General features: G+C 59.4%; 19 protein-coding genes. 6 read left to right on the forward strand and 13 right to left on the reverse strand.

What is annotated here, in order from left to right:
* Positions 1-208: 208 nt before the first annotated feature.
* Positions 209-964, reverse strand: a complete 756-nt coding sequence (locus HMPREF2860_RS04355; protein WP_038628378.1) for a type 2 periplasmic-binding domain-containing protein — start codon at positions 962-964, stop codon at positions 209-211.
* A 190-nt stretch (positions 965-1,154) separates the two neighbouring features.
* On the opposite strand from HMPREF2860_RS04355, the gene HMPREF2860_RS04360 reads away from it, so the two are divergent.
* A complete protein-coding gene (locus HMPREF2860_RS04360; RefSeq protein WP_224786570.1) occupies positions 1,155-2,231 on the forward strand; it encodes a magnesium and cobalt transport protein CorA in 1,077 nt (358 codons plus the stop codon).
* Between the two features lie 43 nt (positions 2,232-2,274).
* On the opposite strand, the gene HMPREF2860_RS04365 is transcribed toward HMPREF2860_RS04360, so the two are convergent.
* Positions 2,275-2,757 carry a YflT domain-containing protein gene (locus HMPREF2860_RS04365; RefSeq protein WP_070431931.1) on the reverse strand — a complete coding sequence of 161 codons (483 nt, stop codon included), beginning with the start codon at positions 2,755-2,757 and terminating at the stop codon, positions 2,275-2,277.
* Positions 2,758-3,076: 319 nt separating this feature from the next.
* On the opposite strand from HMPREF2860_RS04365, the gene HMPREF2860_RS04370 reads away from it, so the two are divergent.
* Positions 3,077-4,210: an Mrp/NBP35 family ATP-binding protein gene (locus HMPREF2860_RS04370; RefSeq protein WP_038628370.1), complete on the forward strand. Its 1,134-nt coding sequence runs from the start codon at positions 3,077-3,079 to the stop codon at positions 4,208-4,210.
* A 281-nt stretch (positions 4,211-4,491) separates the two neighbouring features.
* Here the strand turns inward: HMPREF2860_RS04370 and tatB are convergent, their stop codons facing one another.
* The 4 genes from tatB to sigE all read right to left on the reverse strand — a co-directional run bounded on the left by tatB (position 4,492) and on the right by sigE (position 7,616).
* On the reverse strand, positions 4,492-5,088 hold the full coding sequence (gene tatB / locus HMPREF2860_RS04375; RefSeq protein WP_038628367.1) for a Sec-independent protein translocase protein TatB: 597 nt from the start codon (positions 5,086-5,088) through the stop codon (positions 4,492-4,494).
* Positions 5,089-5,200: 112 nt separating this feature from the next.
* The gene (locus tag HMPREF2860_RS04380) at positions 5,201-6,520 is read right to left on the reverse strand and encodes a S1C family serine protease (protein ID WP_038628365.1); all 1,320 of its coding nucleotides are present in this window, start codon (positions 6,518-6,520) and stop codon (positions 5,201-5,203) included.
* Positions 6,520-6,912, reverse strand: a complete 393-nt coding sequence (locus tag HMPREF2860_RS04385; RefSeq protein ID WP_052155595.1) for an anti-sigma factor family protein — start codon at positions 6,910-6,912, stop codon at positions 6,520-6,522. The genes HMPREF2860_RS04380 and HMPREF2860_RS04385 overlap by 1 nt, the downstream gene beginning before the upstream one ends.
* A gap of 50 nt (positions 6,913-6,962) precedes the next feature.
* A complete protein-coding gene (gene sigE, locus HMPREF2860_RS04390; RefSeq protein ID WP_038628362.1) occupies positions 6,963-7,616 on the reverse strand; it encodes an RNA polymerase sigma factor SigE in 654 nt (217 codons plus the stop codon).
* A gap of 158 nt (positions 7,617-7,774) precedes the next feature.
* On the opposite strand from sigE, the gene HMPREF2860_RS04395 reads away from it, so the two are divergent.
* Positions 7,775-8,449, forward strand: a complete 675-nt coding sequence (locus tag HMPREF2860_RS04395) for an O-methyltransferase (protein WP_038628360.1) — start codon at positions 7,775-7,777, stop codon at positions 8,447-8,449.
* Positions 8,450-8,760: 311 nt separating this feature from the next.
* On the opposite strand, the gene glgC is transcribed toward HMPREF2860_RS04395, so the two are convergent.
* Entirely contained in the window at positions 8,761-9,978 is a 1,218-nt protein-coding gene (glgC, locus tag HMPREF2860_RS04400; protein ID WP_038628357.1) for a glucose-1-phosphate adenylyltransferase, read from the reverse strand.
* Between the two features lie 112 nt (positions 9,979-10,090).
* Here glgC and glgA point away from each other — a divergent pair, with 112 nt between their 5' ends.
* The 3 genes from glgA (at position 10,091) to budA (ending at position 13,903) form a co-directional block, all read left to right on the forward strand.
* The gene (gene glgA / locus HMPREF2860_RS04405; RefSeq protein WP_038628355.1) at positions 10,091-11,287 is read left to right on the forward strand and encodes a glycogen synthase; all 1,197 of its coding nucleotides are present in this window, start codon (positions 10,091-10,093) and stop codon (positions 11,285-11,287) included.
* A 200-nt stretch (positions 11,288-11,487) separates the two neighbouring features.
* A complete protein-coding gene (locus tag HMPREF2860_RS04410; RefSeq protein ID WP_038628352.1) occupies positions 11,488-13,011 on the forward strand; it encodes a glycoside hydrolase family 5 protein in 1,524 nt (507 codons plus the stop codon).
* Positions 13,012-13,153: 142 nt separating this feature from the next.
* Positions 13,154-13,903 (forward strand): acetolactate decarboxylase, encoded by a 750-nt coding sequence (budA, locus tag HMPREF2860_RS04415; protein ID WP_038628349.1) that lies wholly within the window; start codon positions 13,154-13,156, stop codon positions 13,901-13,903.
* A 3-nt stretch (positions 13,904-13,906) separates the two neighbouring features.
* Here the strand turns inward: budA and HMPREF2860_RS04420 are convergent, their stop codons facing one another.
* From HMPREF2860_RS04420 to HMPREF2860_RS04445, 6 genes are all read right to left on the reverse strand, one after another.
* Positions 13,907-14,782 (reverse strand): methyltransferase domain-containing protein, encoded by an 876-nt coding sequence (locus HMPREF2860_RS04420; RefSeq protein WP_038629489.1) that lies wholly within the window; start codon positions 14,780-14,782, stop codon positions 13,907-13,909.
* 303 nt (positions 14,783-15,085) lie between these two features.
* Positions 15,086-15,253, reverse strand: coding sequence for a DUF3117 domain-containing protein (locus HMPREF2860_RS04425; protein WP_005509573.1), 168 nt, complete (start codon positions 15,251-15,253; stop codon positions 15,086-15,088).
* A gap of 222 nt (positions 15,254-15,475) precedes the next feature.
* Positions 15,476-16,288, reverse strand: a complete 813-nt coding sequence (folP, locus tag HMPREF2860_RS04430) for a dihydropteroate synthase (RefSeq protein ID WP_038629488.1) — start codon at positions 16,286-16,288, stop codon at positions 15,476-15,478.
* 45 nt (positions 16,289-16,333) lie between these two features.
* Positions 16,334-17,161, reverse strand: coding sequence for an LOG family protein (locus HMPREF2860_RS04435; protein WP_070628622.1), 828 nt, complete (start codon positions 17,159-17,161; stop codon positions 16,334-16,336).
* A gap of 69 nt (positions 17,162-17,230) precedes the next feature.
* Positions 17,231-18,367, reverse strand: coding sequence for a succinyl-diaminopimelate desuccinylase (gene dapE / locus HMPREF2860_RS04440; protein ID WP_038628344.1), 1,137 nt, complete (start codon positions 18,365-18,367; stop codon positions 17,231-17,233).
* Positions 18,368-18,372: 5 nt separating this feature from the next.
* Positions 18,373-19,263, reverse strand: a complete 891-nt coding sequence (locus HMPREF2860_RS04445) for a hypothetical protein (protein ID WP_235191241.1) — start codon at positions 19,261-19,263, stop codon at positions 18,373-18,375.
* Positions 19,264-19,317 lie beyond the last annotated feature (54 nt).

Below are 19,317 nucleotides of genomic sequence, written 5' to 3' on the forward strand. Positions count from 1 at the left end.
TACCGGGTCGGCACCATTTACTACTTAGTCCTCAATGCGAGTTACTGACTGCGTTTATGACAAAATGACCTGAAAAATGGCATGAAAATGTCATAAACTCGCACAGTTTCACATTTGCAGCCGGCATTCAAGGGCGAATAGACAAACACAGCAGCAGCCAACAGCGGATACGCGTCAGATACCGCCGCAACTAGCCCCGCCGCCCCGGCTACGCCTTATCCAGCCACTCCTGAGCGACCAACTCAGGGCTGGCGCCACCAGCCACAGCCCGGGTCATCAGCTTTAAGTCCTCAGTGCTCAGCGAACCAGCAATCTCATTGAGCACTCGGACTCGATCGCTCCGGTCCAACGCTGGCTTGACGTAGAAAGGCACAAGCCATTGCGGCAAGTCAGCCCCAGCATTGTCAGCTGGCACATCCGTGCACCCCTGCGCCATGCCCGCGTCGGTGGCCATAACTTCACCCGGCAACGACCGCGAAAATGCGTCGTAAACACGATCTCGCCACTCGCCGCTGAATTGCTTGTGCGGGGTGGAGTCGTCGGCGTACTCCTCAGCCAGCGAAGCCGCGGACGCGGAATCGCTCAGGCCGAGCAGCTCACCTGTGCATCCGAAAGAGACCAGGACTGCTTCATTGCGTACGGCCCGCAACCGGTCATCAGCATCGCGAATGCCGATGACCTCCGCTTGCCGCCCTATCCTCTCAAAGCTTTGCGCATACAGGTACGCAAGAGCTGCCTGCTCGGGGTTGCGTAGGTCTGCCCCGACAGTCACTACCGCCTCCTGTTCGGGAGGAACGGGCATCTGCGGATCTAAATCAGAACATGCGGCAAGACCGAACCCCGCTGCCCCAGCGACCAATGCCAGGGCGGTAAAAGTGCACGCAGTAGCCTTGGAGCTCCCCTTGCACCCCATTGAGCGGATGCGAAAGTGGAACCCGGCGTTCGCACGTCTAAAATTAATCATCGACACCAGCGTAACCTACGAACGGATTGTGAGGTCACCCAGAATGGGCGATGAGAAAAGCCGCAACAACAGCGCTTCGTCAAAGGCTCGCAATCCGCGAACTAACTCGGTCAGTAAAAGCCAAACGCCGTCGGCCACAGCAAAACCCGGCAAAACTGCTCGGGCAACGAATGCAGCTAAATCCGCAGCAATGTCAGCTGTCTCGAAGGTGACGCGCACCAACGGATCGTCGTCAAGCGTGGGAGAAACGCAGTCGGAGGCGGTGCGCGATGCCCTGCGCGATTGCGGCGTCTACATCGGCGGCAAGCGTTTGCCGGGCACCTACGACCACTTCTCCGGTCTGTCCGAGGTGCGTAATTTTGGCGAGGGCTTCACGTGGCTGTCATTGTCGCGCCCCAACGCGACACAGATGGACGCCATCGCTGAGCTTTACGGGCTGGATGAGCTGACGGTGGAGGATGCACTGACTAACCGCCAGCGCCCCAAGATTGAAATCCACGATGATCACGTGGTTTTTGTGATTCGCTCGATTCACTACTCCCCGGAAGGTCTCGCGGACGACGAAAATGAGATCATTCGTTCTGGCCAGCTGATGATTGTTATCGGCCAGGAGTACGTCATCACCATTCGCATGGGCATGCCGAGCTCGGATATGCAGCGCATTAGCGCGCGTGTGGAAAACACCACCGACGCCATCGACTACGGTCCCGCGGGCGTGCTGTGGGCGCTGACGGACAACCTCGTCGATGCGTACCTGCGCATTGCGTTGCAGCTGGAAGATCGCGTGGAGATTATGGAAGATGCCGTCTTCGAGCCGAATTTGGTGTCGGATATTGAGGACATTTACATCCTCAAACGAGAAATCCTGGAGATGCGCCACGCAATCGATCCGCTGACGCCGGCGCTGCGCTCCCTGATGAATCTGCGAGAAGACATCATGCCGAAGGACGTCAGCCGTTATCTTTCCGATGTTCTCGACCACCAGCTCGCCGCGGCGGACCTCGTAGCCGGACTCGACGAACGCCTCTCCTCCCTCATCGACGCCGCCGCAGTGAAGATCCAGCTGCAGCAGAACCAGGACATGCGTACTATCTCGGCATACGCGGCTATTCTCGCCGTGCCAACCGCCCTGGCCGGTATCTACGGCATGAACTTCGACCGCATGCCCGAACTGCACTGGGAGTACGGGTACTTCATCGTCCTCGCCATCATGTTCGCCATTGTGGCGTTTTTGGTGTGGCTCCTGCGCCGCAACAAGTGGCTGTAGTTTCCGCTTCTGGCAGGCAACGCTTTACGACGAGTACAACAACCTACCCGCGGTTCCCACCGAGAGCCCGCTGCGCCAACAGGTCGCGAGCACGCTCGGCATTGCGGGGATTGCACAAAACATCGTAGCGACGAGCAACAATCTCCGTGGTGGTGGAGAAATCCCGCTTGCCGTTTTGCATGGCGTATGGGACTGCCGCCAGCACGATGCCAAAGATGGCGCCCATCCCGAGGCCAACAATCAACGGGCTAACCCAATCTTCCTGGAAAAGCCCCAGAATCAGGCCGAAGAACAGGCCCATCCATAGGCCGTACAGCGCGCCACCACCGAGCACTTTCGGCCAGGTCAACCGACCTACCACGCGCTCCACCTGCATCAGGTCAACGCCGACGATGGTGAGGTCGGAAACCGGGAACTCATCGCGATCACTGAGCGAATCAACCGCAGCCTGGGCATCGGCGTAGTTGGTGAAGCTACCCCCCGGCCACCCCTCGGGCACCTGCCGCTGAGGCAACCGGGACTTCATGCTCTGTTCCCGGCCGCTCCCCCAACCGCTGTTCGCTTCCCCATTTGCCATCGGTACTTTCACCGTTCCCTTGCAGTTGTTGTCACAGCAATTGGTGACTCAGTTGCTGAAAATATTGCTAAAACTATCGCTAAAAAGCGTTCTATCAAGGACAACGCCTGACAGTTTCCAATTGTTCCACCGTCTGGCCCACCACCCATTCCACCGCCACCGCGCTTGTCGGAAGGGTTGGGCGCTGTGACCGTCGTAAAGCGGAAAACTGCTGATTTTGTCAGTAGTTCTTTGTCTTACGGGGTCTCACGATAAGATTCACTACATAATGTCTACGATTACTGAAGCTGAAGTTCGCACCGCCCTGGCGCAGGTCGAAGATCCTGAGGTACGTCGCCCGATTACCGAGATTGGCATGGTCAAGTCCATCTCGGTGGCGGACAACAACGACGTGGCCGTGGAGATTTACCTCACCATCGCCGGTTGCCCCATGAAAAACACCATCATCGAGCGCACCGAAGATGCGCTCAACGGTATCGAGGGCGTTGGCAACGTCACCGTCACCACCGATGTGATGAATGACGAGCAGCGCCGCGAGTTCCGCAACGCCGTCCGCGGCACCGCCTCCGAGCCGGTGATCCCATTCGCCCAGCCGGACTCCCGCACCCGCGTGTTCGCCGTCGCCTCCGGTAAGGGTGGCGTTGGTAAGTCCTCTGTGACCGTGAACCTCGCTGCCGCGCTGGCTGCGAAGGGTCTATCTGTCGGTGTGCTCGATGCCGATGTCTACGGCCACTCCATCCCGCACATGATGGGCTCCGAGGAAAAGCCGCACCAGGTCGACGACATGATTATGCCTCCGCAGGCACACGACGTGTCGCTGATTTCTATCGGACACTTCGTCGACGACAACGCACCGGTTGTCTGGCGTGGGCCAATGCTGCACCGCGCTATCCAGCAGTTCCTCGCGGACGTGTTCTGGGGCGACTTGGACGTCCTGCTTTTCGACCTGCCCCCGGGAACCGGCGACATCGCCATCTCCGTGGCGCAGCTCGTGCCGAACGCTGAGCTAGTGATTGTTACTACCCCGCAGATGGCCGCCGCCGAAGTTGCCGAGCGTGCCGGCACCATCTCGCTGCAGACCCGCCAGCGGATCGCCGGTGTCATTGAGAACATGAGCTGGATGGAAATGCCCGACGGCTCCAAGATGGAAGTCTTCGGCACAGGCGGCGGCGAGACCGTTGCCCGTCGTCTTACCCAGATCACCGGAGGAAAGGTCGAGCTGCTCGGCCAGGTGCCACTGGACACCGAACTCCGCGAGGGTGGCGACAAGGGCACCCCGATTGTCCTATCCAAGCCGGATTCGGGCGCGGGCGAGGCCCTGAACGCTATCGCCGACAAGCTGGTTGTTCGTCGCGAGTCGCTCGCAGGCAAGTCGCTAGGCTTGGGCGTGACGCCGAAGTAGTCCTTCGCTTTACGACGATCATAGCGACGCCCCCTCCCCGGTATTTTCAGTGCCGGGAAGGGGGCCTTTGCTCATTGTGGCTGCAGTGTCTGGGGCGTATGTGGTTTGGGGGTTTTCGGCGGTGTAAGTGTTGTCGGTGGTCCGGGGTTTGCGGGCGGTGTATCCACCGACGCGGCTGCGTGCACTTACTGACTAGGTTTATGACAGTTTCGTGGCAAAATTTGTGCTCAAAGTGTCATAACCCTGGTCAGTAACTTGCGGTCGGGAACGGTTTGCCACCTCTATAGGTTGTCGTCGTCGACCCAGGCCTGCACCCCACGGGGCTGCTGTGGTGTTTGCTGTGCCTGCTGTTGGCGGGCCTGGGCAACTGGATCCTGCCACGTTCCTGGCTGCTGGGCGGGCTGCTGAGCCGACTGCGGGACCGGCTGCTGCGACGGAGCCGGTTGCACTGGCTGGCTCTTGTTGGATTGCTGGTACTGCTGACCTGCGGCACCAGTTGCTCCAGCCGCACCAGCTACTCCAGAGGATCCACCGGCTCCTGCAGCTCCGGTTGCACCAGTTCCGCCGCCACCCGCTGCGGGCTTACCGGAGAGCATGTCCAGGTAGGTGTCATCGCCGTCGAAAAGCGTCCTGGTGATGGCGGTCTTCGGGTTGAGACGACGGAGATCGTTGAGCTCCTGCAGCGGCTTGCGAAGATCGTCGAAGTCTTCACCGAACTCATCCGAGAGGTTATCGCGTGCGTCATTGATTGCGGTGCGCGCAGCCAGAAGCAATGCGCGGATGTCCTCAATTACCTTCGGCAACCGCTCAGGTCCGATGAGAATTAGTCCGAGGATAAAGAGGACGAGAATCTCGCCCCAGCCAACATTAGAAAACACGTTATACCACCTTAGTTACAGTGCACCTCGCATGCAGCATTGCGCGGCCAAATCCGCCAAATCCGCAGAAACCAGCCAACCCCAGGCAAGTCCAAGCAAAACCAGCGCCACCCTACTCCGGCGTGATCTTCGCCTCCAGCTCGGCTCCGTGGCGAACGATCTTCAATACCGCCTCATTACCAGCGCCAACAGTCCACAGCGCCACCGTGAGCTCATCTGCGGACGATACCGCGCGGTCCCCCACAGCCGTAATCACGTCGCCTTCCTGCAGGCCTTCCCGATCAGCGACACCTCCCGGCAGGATGCTGGCAATCTCGGCACCAGTCAGTGCGCCATTGGAAACCGTGCGCGCTGTCACGCCGATCCCCGGATGAACCGGCTTCTCACCGGCAATGAGCTGCTCAGCGATGGCAACGGCTGAATTGATCGGGATCGCAAAGCCCAACCCCTGTGAGCCACCCGAGCTACTGAAAATCACTGTATTAATACCAATAATGGCACCGCGGATATCCACCAGTGGACCACCCGAGTTACCCGGGTTGATGGAGGCATCGGTCTGAATCGCATCGGCGTAGCCATCCGTATCAGTCCCCTCAGCAGCCAGGCGCACCGGCCGATTAAGCGCCGAGACAATGCCCGAAGTCACCGTTCCGCCCAGCCCCTGCGGCGACCCCATCGCAATCACCGTGTCACCGACCGCAACCGCATTGGAATCACCAAGCTGCGCCACGGTCAGCCCCGCAACGTCTTCGACCTTAATTACGGCGAGGTCGGTCTTCGGGTCGCGGCCAATGATCTTGGCCGGCACCTCTTTCAGCTTGCCACCGTCCCAAAACGTTACCGAGACCTGCATATCCTGCCGGTCCGCCACTGCCGAAACGACATGGTTATTCGTCAAAATATGACCGTCACCATCAATGACAAACCCCGAGCCCACGCCCGAAACCTCACCGGCACTGACCGCAATCGACACCACCGCGGGACGAAGAGTCTCCGCCACCTTGCCGATTTCGGTCAAATCGCCGTTGCCCGGTCGCCCCTCGACCTGTTGCAACTCCACACGCTGGTAGTCCGAGCGGAAAGTCTTACCAGCCCAACCGCCGACAAAGCCACCAACACCGCCAATCAGCAGCACCACGGCCGACGACGCCGCAATCACACGCCACGGCACCTCACGGCCAAAAATCACTTCCCGCGCGCTGACGCGGGGGGCCATCTTCGGGCGAGGTTTCTTCTTCGCTTCGGGTTTGCGGGCTGGACGCCCCGTCGTCATGCGTGACGACGAATCCTGCCACGGCGAATACTCTCTAGTAGTGGCGCTGGTGTCGTCGTCAAGCTTATGCCCTGGCGCACGCTGTAACCCGCCAGTTGCGGCGGCACGATCGGCGTCCGGGGCAAACGCGGAATCATCGAAATCGCGATGTTTGCCCACTAGTGACTACCACCTTTACGAAAACCGCGAACGATCTGCTCCAACGCAGCGCTCAGCGACTCCGGCGGACGGTGCGCGAGATGCCGCGCCGACCTATGGGGCTCTGAGTCCTCGCAGCTGCCTGCGAAATCAGCAATACGAGCGCGCAGCTCAGCTGGAATGTGCAAGGCCGCGCTATCACGCAGACGCTTGGCTGCCTGCCGCTGCTTCGCGACCTCCCGGCGACATTCCGGGCATGCCATCAGGTGCGCCTGCGCACGTCGCTCAGCTACGACCGACAACTCGCCGTCAACAAAAGCGGCAATTGCCTCGGTGCCGAGATGCTCCGTTGACAAAAAACGCTTGTCATCGCCCTGCTGAATCACAGACTGCAGCACCTCCAGAAATCGCACCTATTAACTAGCCCCACAATAGCCGCTCCCACGGATTGAGTGCGGGAAAACTAGCCTGCGGTGACCGACTCCGGCAGCTCCTGCCGCTGCCTCTCCAGACGCTCCAACGTCGCCCGCAAGCTGGAACGTGCCCGGTGAATGCGCGAACGCACGGTGCCCATCTTGAGCCCAAGGGTGTTAGCAATTTCCTCGTAGGTCAGCCCCACCACATCACAGAGGACAACCACCGCGCGATAGTCCGGCTGCAGCTCAGCCAGCGCGATTTCCAAATCCGGATCGAGCATCGCGTCATCGACGGCCTGCTCCGGCGTCTTCAGCGTGCCCGGGACGCGGTCGTAGTTCTCCGGCAACGCCTCCATCCGGATCACCTGCCGATGCCGGACCATATCCAAAAACAGGTTAGTTGTAATCCGATGCAGCCAGCCTTCAAAAGTGCCGGGACGGTATGACTTCAGCGAGCGGAACACACGCATGAATGTCTCCTGCGTCAGGTCTTCCGCGTCCTGTTGGTTACCAGTCAACCGATATGCGAGCCCGTAAACACTATCCGCGTGGGCTTGGACAAGTTCCGACCACGACGGCATCTCTCCCACACCTGCGTCAAAAGCTGCGGTGCCGGACAGTTGCTCAGTTGCGTCAGCGGACGGGGCGTCCTCGCGGCTGGCGCCTGCGCTGACTCGTTCGGACTTGACTCGTTCGGGCATGAGGTTCAGTGTTCCTTACCAACCTTAGGTTTGTAGTGACCTTACCCTGAAAATAGTTTGAGAGTCCAGACAAATTTGAGGCTTGTTTACCCGCCTAGTCCGGCACGGACCGGCGCGCCCCGCTGCCCTGCACGGAGTTTTTTCCTACGCTATAGAGCGTGTCCGAAACGAGTTCTTCTGCTACCCCGCTATCCGCACGTGACGCTATTGCACAGCACGTCAACAACACGACCGTAGTCTCCGAGGCCCTTGAAAGCGCCCGAGAGAGCGCTAGCGAATACGGAGTTGCCGTCCCCGATACGATGACCGGCGCCGCTTTGACCTCGCTCATGGCCCTGACCAGTGCCCGCCGCGACGGCCACCCCGCCGCTGTCATCGCATCGCCTGCAGCAGGCGTAGTCGGTTTGCACCTGGCCGCCGGTCTCGGCGATGACGGCGTTCTCACCTGCATCGACCCTGAGCTCGAGCACCAGTCTCTGGCAAAGTCCGCTTTCCGAGCCGCAGGCATCCGCCCCAACCGACAGCGCTTCCTGCCCTCGCAGCCACTGGAGGTCATGGATCGCCTGGCAGCCGACTCCTACGACTTGGTCTACTTGGACGTCGCCCCGGCAATCCTCCGCGCCGCCCAGGAAAAGGCCTGGCCGCTGCTTCGCTCCGGTGGCGCGCTCGTCCTGACCGGCGCGCTCCTCGACGGCACTGTTGCTGACTCGTCACGCACTGACCGTGACACCGTCGCTGCCCGCGAAGCCGACGAATACATGCTCCAGCTTGACGACGCTTACGTGATGCGGCTCCCCTTAGCAGCCGGAACCACTGTGCTGGTGAAGAAGTAGTTTTCTACTGTTGGCCGGCTGGCTGGCGGCCTCCCGCCAATGCGAGTTACTGACTGCGTTTATGGCTGGCGGCCTCGGGCCAATGCGAGTTACTGGCCGCGTTTATGTCAGAAATGAACCAAAAAAGTGGCCTGAAAGTGTCATAAACTCGCACAGTTTCACTTTTGCAGCCCGTAGCCCCACGTGCAGCCCACATTTTTGGGATTGCCAGTTTTGGGGCTAGGTAGCAACTAAGCAGCAAAAAGCTTAAAAGAAAAAGGCACGTACCCCACGGTACGTGCCTTCTTGCAGCCTGAGCCGGCTTTGACAGGCTAGATAACCTTGCCCTTACCGACGGCCACAACGCCACCAGCGCTGACCTTGAAGCGCTCTGCGTCCTTCTCCGGATCGACACCAATGATGGCGCCGTCGGAGACAACAACGTTCTTATCCAAGATCGCGTGACGAACCACTGCTCCGCGGCCGACGCGCACACCTGGGAAGAGAACCGAGCCCTCCACCGTCGCGCCATCCTCGACCACGACGTTGGTGCTAATCACCGAGTTGCGAACTGTGCCACCAGAGACAATCGAACCGGCACCCACCATGGAAGCCTGAGCAATACCACCCTGGACAAACTTCGCCGGAGGCAGGTTCTCCTCCGAGAAGGTGTGGATTGGCCACTTCTTGTTGTAGAGGTTAAACACCGGGTGGACGGAAATCAGGTCCATATTGGCCTCGTAGAAGGCATCGATGGTACCGACGTCACGCCAGTAGCCCTTATCACGTTCGGTCTCACCCGGAACGTAGCTGTCCTTGAAGTCCCAGACGAAGGCCTCGCCCTCCTCTACCAACATCGGAATGATGTCTCCGCCCATGTCATGGTCGGAGTTTTCATCTTCCGAGTCACGCTTAATTGCGTCGATAAGCGCGGAGGTAGTGAAGATGTAGTTACCCATCGACGCGAACGTCGAGTCCGGGTCATCCGGGGTGCCAGGCGGATCAGCCGGCTTCTCCAGGAACTCGGTGATTCGGTTGTTGTCATCCGCATCGATGACACCGAATGCGCTGGCCTCGGAGCGTGGGACACGGATACCAGCAACGGTAACGCCAGCGCCAGACTCGATGTGGGCCTCCAGCATCTGCTGCGGGTCCATACGGTAGACGTGGTCGGCACCGAAGACGATGACGTACTCCGGATCCTCGTCATAAACCAAATTCAGCGACTGCAGAATCGCGTCAGCCGAACCAGTGAACCAGCGCTTACCCAGACGCTGCTGAGCCGGCACCGGAGTGACGTACTGGCCGGTGATGCCGGACAGCTGCCACGCCTGCGAAATGTGACGGTCGAGCGAGTGGGACTTGTACTGGGTCAGCACACAGATCTTCAGGAAACCTGCGTTAACCAAGTTCGACAGCACGAAGTCGATAAGCCGATAGCTGCCGCCGAAAGGCACGGCGGGCTTAGCGCGGTCTTCCGTCAGCGGGAAGAGACGCTTGCCTTCGCCACCGGCAAGGACAATGGACAAAACATGTGGTTGACTCCTCACACCAACCAACCTATATGCGATTTACGTTCCTCGCTGCCAGTCTCCCCTCCTCACTACCCACACCCAGACATATCAAGCGACGGAAATTGTCAAATCTGGCTACGCTGGAACTATGCGTGTTGCCATGATGACCAAGGAATACCCTCCGGAGATTTACGGCGGAGCAGGTGTTCACGTAACTGAACTGACTCGTTTCATGCGCGGCCTCGACGGCGTTGACGTCGATGTGCACTGCATGGGTGCTCCTCGCGATGAGGCGGATGTATATGTCCACGGCGTTGACCCGGAGCTGAAGGATGCCAACGCCTCGATTAAAACGCTGTCCACGGGTTTGCGCATGGCTGATGCCGCTGCGGCAACCGACATTGATGTCGTCCACTCTCACACCTGGTACTCAGGCCTGGGTGGCCATCTCACCGGTCTGCTCAAGGGCATTCCACACGTGGCTACCGCGCACTCGTTGGAGCCGCACCGCCCGTGGAAGCGCGAGCAGCTCGGTGGCGGTTACGACGTTTCCAGCTGGTCCGAGCGCAATGCTATGGAGTACGCAGACGCTGTCATTGCTGTCTCTGCGCGCATGAAGGACGCCATCTTGGACGCCTACCCGCGTATCTCCCCCGACAAGGTCCACGTCGTTCTGAACGGCATCGACACTGAGCTGTGGCACCCGCGTCCGACGTGGGAAGAGTCCAAGGAGCAGAACGGCTGGTCCGTCCTGGAAGAGCTCGGCGTTGACCCGTCTCGTCCGATGGTTGCGTTCGTCGGCCGCATCACCCGTCAGAAGGGTGTCGCTCACCTGGTCAAGGCCGCATCGCTTTTCGACGACGGTGTGCAACTTGTACTGTGCGCCGGCGCGCCGGACACCCCGGAAATCGCTAAGGAGACCGAGCAGCTCGTTCACGACCTGCAGGAAAAGCGCGACGGCATTTTCTGGGTGAAGGACATGCTACCGAAGGAAAAGATTCAGGAAATCCTGACGGCCGCGGATTCCTTCGTCTGCCCGTCCATCTACGAGCCGCTGGGCATCGTCAACCTCGAGGCTATGGCCTGTGGCACCGCCGTTGTCGCCTCTGATGTCGGCGGTATTCCGGAGGTTGTCGTCGACGGTGAAACCGGCACTCTGGTTCACTACGACGAGTCCGATCCGGAGGGCTTCGAACGCGACATTGCTGCCGCTGTCAACAACATGGTCGCCGACCGTGACCACGCTGCCAAGGTTGGCCAGGCGGGTAAGAAGCGCGCTGAGGATGTGTTTAGCTGGGAGAACATCGCCGAGCAGACCGTCGAAGTCTATAAGTCTTTGATGTAACAGGCTGTCTGCGAGACGCTACGGCTGTGCAGTGGACGGTGTGTCCTCATAAGGCCCATCGCTTCCAAAGAGGAAGCGGTGGGCCTTTTAGCCTTTTTGCTAACCCCATTCAGGACGTTTATTTATGCGTTTGCCCACTTTTCTGAACCTAATTTGAGTTTTGGATGAATTTATCATTACTGGTCAATAGCATATTGAGTATGAGATTCACTAAGAAGGTGGCAGCAGTTGGTGCCGCCATTGCCATAGCGCTAGCGGGGGCAGTACCGCATCAGGCGCTCGCGACAGAAGTAGCACCATCCCCTAGTACCGCTACCATCACCGAGCGTGGTCCCCTGGGACAGTCCGGTCGCTGGTTTACCGACGGTGATGGCCGAGCTTTCCTCACTCAGGGGTCGAACATCGTCTACAAGCACGATCCCTACACCCCCGAGGCCGGAGGCTTTAACGAGGACGACGCTGACTGGCTCGTGCAGCAGGGCTTCGACTCCATGCGAGTCGGCATTATCTGGAAAGCAGTAGAGCCAGAGCCCGGCGTCTACAACGACGAATACCTGGATTCCATTGCCCGCACCATCTCTATGCTCACTGAGCGTGGAATCGCGGTCTTGGTCGATGCCCACCAGGACATGTACAACGAAAAGTTCGAGGGCGAATTTGCCCCGGATTGGGCTGTCATTGACGACGGCGTTCCCAGCCTTCTGAAGGTTGGCTTCCCAACTAACCAGGCCCTCAATATCGGTCTCATTAGGGCATACGACAACTTCCTAAATAACCGCGAAGGACCGGGTGGCGTTGGGCTGCAGGAGCGTTACGCTGCCATGTGGGGTCATGTCGCAGAACGTCTCGGTGACATGCCGGGCCTGATGGGCTACGACATCATAAATGAACCGTGGCCAGGTTCTGCGTACCCACTGTGCTACCTGGCTCAGGGCGACTGCGGTCCAGCTAAGGCAAAGCTCGATGAACTGCACCAGAAGGCTGCCGATCAGATTGTCGCCAAGGACCAGGACGCTATTGTCCACTACGAGCCCTACTCCATGTGGAACACCGGATTGAATACCGATCCGGCCGCCCCGCAGGTTCCTGATACCGCTGGCACGGCCCTCAGCTGGCATGTCTACTGCACCACGAACGCCCTGTTCAACACCTACACGGGCTGCGACTTCTTCGATGGTCGTGTCTTCGACAATGCGGAAATCGTCTCATCCGGTAACGGCTCGGCCACACTGCTTTCCGAGTTCGGCGCCACCGACGATGCCGATACCCTCAATGGCGTAATTTCGCTTGCCCGCCGCCACATGGTCGGCTGGCAGTACTGGTCCTACTGCGGATGCAACGACCCGACGACGCAGAACCAGAAGGAACAGGGCATGGTCTTCGACCCGACTGTTCCAGGACCTGTAGGTGCCGATGCCTTCAACCGCGACAAGATGACCATCCTCGCTGCTCCACACCTGCGGGCAGTCGCGGGCACCCCGCAGGCTACTGACTGGAACGCAGACACCCGGGTCTACGAGGCCAGCTGGAACAATAGTCGCGTCGATGGCACCGGAGTTTTCGCACCTGGTTCCACCAGCGAGCTCGTTGTGCCCTCGATCAACTTCCCGAATGGGTTCACAGTGAATGTCGAAGGCGGCCACGCCACTGTCGCTGCCGATGGCCAGACCGTTCATATCGTCTCCACTGCTGACCAAGTGACAGTCACCATCCAGCCGAAGTAGAACCAACCGCTCGATTCACCAAATCGCGCCCTGTGGATTTTTCCGCAGGGCGTTTTTCTTGCCACGATTTCCTTACCCACAAGCCGATCGGACATCTAACAGACGACCCGCCCCAGCTTGGGCTACAAATATCGCGAATATAATGGCTTCCATGACCACTCACGAGAATTTTCCAACGGTCCGACACACAATTTTCCAAAACTCACTGATGTCCGCACTGCTCGATGGCATCTACGACGGCGAGATGACCATTGGCGAAATCCTTGGTCATGGAAACTTCGGCATCGGTACCTTCGACGGCCTCGATGGCGAAATGGTAATCCTCGACGGGGTCTGCTGGCAGGTGCGTCACGACGGCTCCGCAACCCGGGCCACCATGGATCAGCGCAGCCCCTACACGGTGGTGACCAACTTCGTCCCGCACACGGTGATGGATGCGCCGGAAAACCTGACTCGCAAGGAAATTAGCCCCATCATCGATTCCCTGGTGCCGAGCCAAAACTTTATGTACGCACTGCGGATTACCGGCGAATTTGAGTGGGTGAAGACTCGAACCGTCGTAAAGCAGGAAAAGCCGTACCAGAAGATGGTTGATGCGACGGAAGAAGACGCCTCGGTTGATTTTGAGAACTTACGGGGCACGATTGCGGGCTTCCGCACGCCGGTCTATGAGAAGGGAATTTCGGTGCCCGGCTGTCACGTGCACTTCCTCGCGGAAGGCGGCACCGGCGGCGGGCATGTGCTGGACTTTAAGCTGCGCTCGGGCACTATCGAGTTGTGCCCGGGCACCGACCTGCAACTTCGCCTTCCGCTAACGGCGGAATTCTCGGATGCTGATCTGGATCCGGATGACCTGGATGAGCAGATTCACAAAACCGAGGTCAAGGAGTAGGCGCTAGTCTCCCGGGCGCCCCAGACGGGTGACATAGGCACGGGCGGTGACGTGCATTTCTGCAGGTAGCGCTGCAATACGTTCCTGCAGCACCTCTGGGTGGATATGGCGTGCCGACGGGCTCATCCCGATCTGAGCGGCAATTGCACTCTGGTTGAGGTTCATACCGAACTCCACCAACTCCGGGTCACCAACAGGCACGAGGTGCCCCTCCGCCTGGGAAATCATGCGCTCGACCTTGCCGCGCTCGACATCGATGATGCCCAGCGGCTCACGAAGCTCGCCCAGGTGACCAGTAGTGGCAGTCAGAACCACGACCTGGCCGCCCGGCTTGAGCACGCGAGCGAACTCCTCCGCGTTGCGAGGTGCGAAGACAACCGTAAGCGCATCGATGGAGCCATCACGCAGCGGCAACCGTGCCCACGCATCGGCCACGACCGCACCGAGCCGCGGGTGACTCTTGGCCAGATGCTTGGCGGCCGGCACAGACACATCAATGCCTACGCCACGAGAATTGGGAATGCTGTCCAGCGTGTGTGCGAGGTAGTAACCAGTGCCCGCACCGACTTCGCAGATGACTGGGCTGGCGGCCTCGGACACATTGGCGTCGTCAAGCACGTCCTGGACGTTACCTGTAACTGCCTCAACGAATGGAGCATAGTGGCCACCAGAGAGGAACTCCTCTCGAGCGGTAATCATCTTGGCGTCATCGCCGGTGTAGCGCAGACCAGCCCCACCGGCGAGCGTAACGTAACCCTGGCGGGCGACATCATAGCTATGTCCGGATTCGGACTTCAGAGTCATTCGTTCGGCATCACCAAACTTCAAATCAGTGCCATCGATGGGGTCAGCAAGCACATCAATGATGTCAGCTAGCACGTCGGTCACTCCTCAAACTGAGCTAGAAAAATAATTTTCACTATCTTAGCCCGTGTCGAGCTCAGCCAAGTAACTCCAATGCGAGTTACTGACTGCGTTTATGACAAAAATGGTCCGAAAGACGGCTTCAAAGTGTCATAAACTCGCACAGTTTCACATGTGCAGCCCGTACTTTTTGTTTATAAACCCGCATTCGAGCCGTTATCACCTGAAAAAAGAAAAGGCGACCTACACCACTTGTGTAGGTCGCCCCTGGGGCAAAACCGGACAAGCCCGGCCGCTACCCCGCTACCCGGGTATCCACTACTCCACTACTGCTACGAGCTCTGCGCCGAGCTCCTTGGCCTCCTCTGGGGAGAGTTCCACCACCAGGCGCCCACCACCATCTGCGGGGACGCGCATCACAATCTTCTTGCCCTCTTTAACTGCCTCCAGCGGACCATCACCGGTACGCGGCTTCATTGCTGCCATGTGAACTCCTTCGTTCTAAGACAATGTCGATGCAGGAGACGACCAGCTACCCCAGCTCAGCTGTGGTAGCCGGGAGATTGACAATCCGGTTCAAGACCTCGGTCTAAGACCCCGGTTCAAGATTCCGGTTTAGAATCCCTGTCGGCATTTTCGACTACTTCTCTTCATCATAATCCTTTATTTCACGCAGCGGCATGGGTGAAGCGCCTCAAACTACGCCCCTTACACCAGCCCACGCACCGGATGCAGTGGTGCAAAATCACCGAAAATAGCCAGAGTCATGCGACAGACATCAAGGGTTTCGGACACCTGATGCGAACGGAACACCGCAACGCCGGCAGCTGCCGCATGGGCAGTCGCGGCCAAGGTGCCGGGCACACGTTGCTCGACCGGGCGGTCCAGAGTCTCACCGACGAAGTCCTTATTCGACAGCGCCATAAGCACCGGCCAGCCTGTATCCACGAGCTCATTGCAGCGCCGCAGAAGTTCGAGGCCGTGGTAGGTGTTCTTGCCAAAGTCGTGGGTGGGATCGATGAGGATGCGGTCCTCCGGCACGCCAGCGTCCACTGCCCTCTGGGCGAGTTTGCCGGTTTCTGAGATGACATCGTCCACGATGTCGTCGTAACGCACGCGAATCGGATTGGTGCGTGGCAGAGCCCCACCGGTGTGCGAGCAGACGTAACCCATCCCGTGGGAACCCGCGACTTCCAGCAGCTCCGGGTCATGGCCCGCCCAAGTGTCGTTAATGAGGTTGGCGCCAGCGTTGATGGCGGCCTCTCCGACTTCTGCGCGCCAGGTGTCGACGCTGATGTGCAGGTCAGGATAGCGCTCGCGAACCTTCGCGATGGTCGGCACCACGCGCTCGATTTCCTCGGCAACAGTTACTTCTGCACCGATACCGGCCTTGACGCCGCCGATGTCGACAATGCCCGCGCCTGCCGCAACAACTTCGTCGACGCGAGCAAGCGCAGCCTCCTCCGCAGCCGTCTCGCCACGGTCATAGAAGGAATCCGGGGTGCGATTGACGATGGCCATCACCGTCGGCACCGCGGAGTCCTGATAAAAGCTCCGCACAGCGTCCTACCTTTCGCTGAAACGACGGACTCGGCGGAGCTTTTCGCGAACGTCAGAGGTCTGCTTACAGTCTTCCATCAGCTTTTCGTGCGCGGCCTCGATGTACTCGACAGCTTCTTCAATGGAGTCGGTGACCAGGAAAAGGTCCATATCAGTCGGAGAAATTAGCTCCATGGCCACTAGTTTCTCACGCATCCAATCAACCAGCCCCGACCAGAACTCAGTGCCGAGCAGCACGATTGGGTGATTTTCCACCTTCTCGGTCTGCACCATCACCAGTGACTCAAAAAGTTCATCGAGCGTGCCGAAACCACCCGGCAGGCAAATAAACGCCTGCGAGTACTTCAGGAACATGGTCTTACGCACGAAGAAGTAGCGGAAGTTCATGCCCAGGTCGACCCAGTCGTTCAAGTGCTGCTCGTGCGGCAGCTCAATGCCCAACCCAATGGACAGGCCGTCGGCGTCGTAGCAGCCGCGGTTGGCGGCTTCCATGATGCCCGGGCCGCCACCAGTGATGGTCGCGTAACTCGCCTCCGCCAGCGCCTTGCCCAGGTCGAAGCCCCACTGGTAGTAAGGGCTGTCCTCTGGCAGACGTGCCGAACCATATACCGTCACCGCCGGCGGGATTTCCGCCAACGCACCAAAGCCGTCAACGAACTCCGACTGAATGCGCAGCACACGCCAGGTATCGTTGTGCAGCCAATCCGTGTTCGGATTGTGTGACAACAGCCTGCGGTCGGTCGTAGACGCCTGCGGTTCGCCTGCCTGTCGGATCGCGATTGGGCCGCGGAGTGCACGGCGCTTAGCTGGGGACGGAGTACGTACAGGTTTCATAACCTCACAATGTATGCCAGCAATGACATACGCGCACCCGCTCGGCGAGGGCGGGGTGTGATTCTAGGCTCACTCAGCCACCGGCGCGGTGGTCAAATACCGCCGCAAATCCTCCCACAGTGCCGCTATGCACTCGACCGGAATCTGCTCATCCTTCTTGTGGCAGTACGCCGGGTCACCCGGGCCAAAGTTCACCGCAGGAATGCCGAGCGCCGAAAAACGCGCCACATCGGTCCACCCAAACTTGGGCTTTACGACGTCGCCTGCGACCGCAACCAACTCCTTCGCAGCAGCCGCATGCAGTCCAGGCAGCGCCCCAGGGCTCACATCCTCGACATCGACAGTGAGGTCCTCGGCCGCGAACTCGTCGAGCCCCAGCACCTCGCGGAAGTGTGCCATAGCCTCATCGGCGCTGCGGTTGGGCGCGAATCGGAAGTTGACTCGCAGCACCGCCTCGTCGGGAAGCGTATTGGTAGCAACCCCGGCTTCCAGCCAGACGACGTTGAGCCCTTCGCGGTAGGCCAAGCCATCGATGTCCACAGTCTGCGGTTCATAGGCGGCAATGCGTGACAGCACCGGCGCTAACTTGTGCACGGCATTGTCGCCGAGCCACGCCCGAGCCGAGTGCGCACGTGTGCCGTGAGCGGTCAAACGCAGGCGAATAGAGCCCTGACAACCGGCTTCGATGACATTGCCGCTGGGCTCGCCCAGCAGAGCGACATCGCCAGTCAGAAGCTCCGGATGCGACTCACTCAAGTGCCGCAACCCGTTGAACTCCGCGGCGATTTCTTCGCATTCGTACATGATGAGCGTCAGGTCGCGCTGCAGCTCCTGGTTTGCCGCTAGCGTCGCAAAAGCATGCAGATAGACCGCGTCCCCGCTTTTCATATCCACAGTTCCGCAGCCAAAGAGCGTGTCTCTCCCCTGCGCGTCTACCCCACGCGTCGAAGGCACATTGCCCGCAGTCGGCACCGTATCCAGGTGCCCTGCCAAAATCACGCGCTGCGGCAACCCGCGATGAGTCCGCGCAATCACGTTGTTATCGATGCGCAGGACCTCAATCGACTTATCTGCCTGCGCTACCTCACGCAATGCCACCTCGACGGCATCCGCAATCGCGGTCTCATTGTGGGACACCGATTCGATGTCAACCAGTGCCGCCGTGAGGTCGACAGGATCTTGGAGCAGATTTAACTTCGATTTCACATCAATTAAGCGTACAAACCATTGTGCGCCAGCGAAACCAGAATTTTGTGATGAATATGCGCCGCACGACCATTGATCGCATCCCCATTGGCAGGCGCGCCACCGCCGAGGAACAGCGCCAGCTCATGCGGTTCGGCGGAGGTCACACCAACTCTCCCCTCCGCCGGACGCTTAAGCCCATCAGCCACCTCAAAGACCAGGGTTTTCGCTCCTTCCGGGAGAGTTTGGGCAATGATTTCCTCCGGAGTTTCGCTTGCCGACGACCCCAGCGCCCGCTCCTCCCCCGCAGAATCGGTCACCTCTCCGTTGCCGCTTTCTTCCTCGACAACGCCCGCGCCGGGTCCATAGACCACAGCCACACGGGAGCCATAGACCGCAATCACCGGACGAAGCTCATTCGTGCTGACAATCACCGTAGAACCGGCCAACGGCTTGCAGACGGCCGCGACAATCTTGGCCGTTGCATGTGGCAGCTGCACTGGAGTGGGATCGATGTCTCGTCGATAAGCAGGACGAAGCGTTTCGGCGACATCGCCCAGCTCATCGCGCTCCCACATTGGCAGAGCGTCGATGCGTGCCTGCTGATCGCGGTTCTTGCGCTCCAGCAGAAGACGGGCGATCATGCCACCACCGAGCCCCACTGCGATGGCAACTGCGATAACCAGCACAAGACGGTTCGGCGCGATGAGCGCAACCACTGCGGCAATCACCACGCCGACTGCCCCAATTGGCATTGCTCGCGGTGGCAAAACGAAACCAAAGAAGCTGGCTACGGCAAGAATCCAAGCACTCAGCAGTGCGAATCCGACATAGAAGACCACCGGCAGGGCCAGGACGAAGCCGAGTCCGAGCACACTGACAGCAATGATGAGGCTAACTAAGAACCACTGCTTCATTTTCTGTGTGCTTTCAAGGCCAGCTAGGGGCATAGTTCATCCTTCCGCGAAGAT

Origin of the sequence: Corynebacterium sp. HMSC064E10 (genome assembly GCF_001812505.1) — a bacterium.
Classification (GTDB): Bacteria; Actinomycetota; Actinomycetes; order Mycobacteriales; family Mycobacteriaceae; genus Corynebacterium; species Corynebacterium amycolatum.